This is a genomic window from Neisseria sp. P0021.S007, from assembly GCF_051956855.1.
This window is the reverse complement of sequence record NZ_JBQCXA010000523.1, coordinates 1-696: the sequence shown is the minus strand read 5'-3', so window position 1 is coordinate 696 and position 696 is coordinate 1. Positions and strand designations below refer to the sequence as shown.

The 696-nt window shown below is 54.2% G+C and carries 1 protein-coding gene; it reads right to left on the bottom strand.

What is annotated here, in order from left to right:
- On the bottom strand, positions 1-696 hold a 696-nt coding region (locus ACTHUR_RS14385), incomplete at both ends, for a DUF927 domain-containing protein (RefSeq protein ID WP_440399243.1).

Genomic DNA, 696 nt, shown 5'->3' with positions numbered 1-696 from the left:
ATCCTCTGCCTGCTCAATGATTCGGCGGTCTTCGTGTTTTCCTGCTCCGTTGGCTTCCAGCCATTCATCAAAGCAGTTTTTCACGCCTGCCATGCCTACACCTACGGGCAAGCCGGTAACAGGGGCGGCAAGTTCCAAAGCGGAGGCGGCGATAGCAAAGCGTTTTGCTACTCTTCGCGCCTGCCCTGATAATTCGGGAATGGTTGCCATAAATGCGGCCATGCGCTCCGTTGCCTGCTGTTTGGCTTGTTCTAGGTTGTCTAAAAGCTGTCGGATAAATAGTCTTCCTGCCGTTCCGTGATATTTTTCTGCTGATTGGGCGATATGCTCACTCAACAATGCGCCATCTTCAAATCCGTGCAATGTGTCATAAATGCCGTATTGCGCGGCGGCTCTGATACTAGGCAGGCGGGCGGCTTGTCCTGCGTTCCAATCGCCTTTGTGGTGTTTCAGGATGGAATCGGGGGTCTTTTCGCCTGTGGAGAACATCATCACTTTCCAGCGGCTCAATGCGCGGTTTCCGCCCTGTTTTGCGCCCTGTACTTTGTTAATTCCGTTCATGACGCTGTAAACGGTGTCGCCGATGACGTGGGGGCTTGCCTGCCCGATTTCGTCCAACACCAGCAAGCCGTCATTGCGGGCGGCGGCGGTATTGGAAAAGCCTATTTTCGTGCCACTCCAAGACAACAGGCTGCC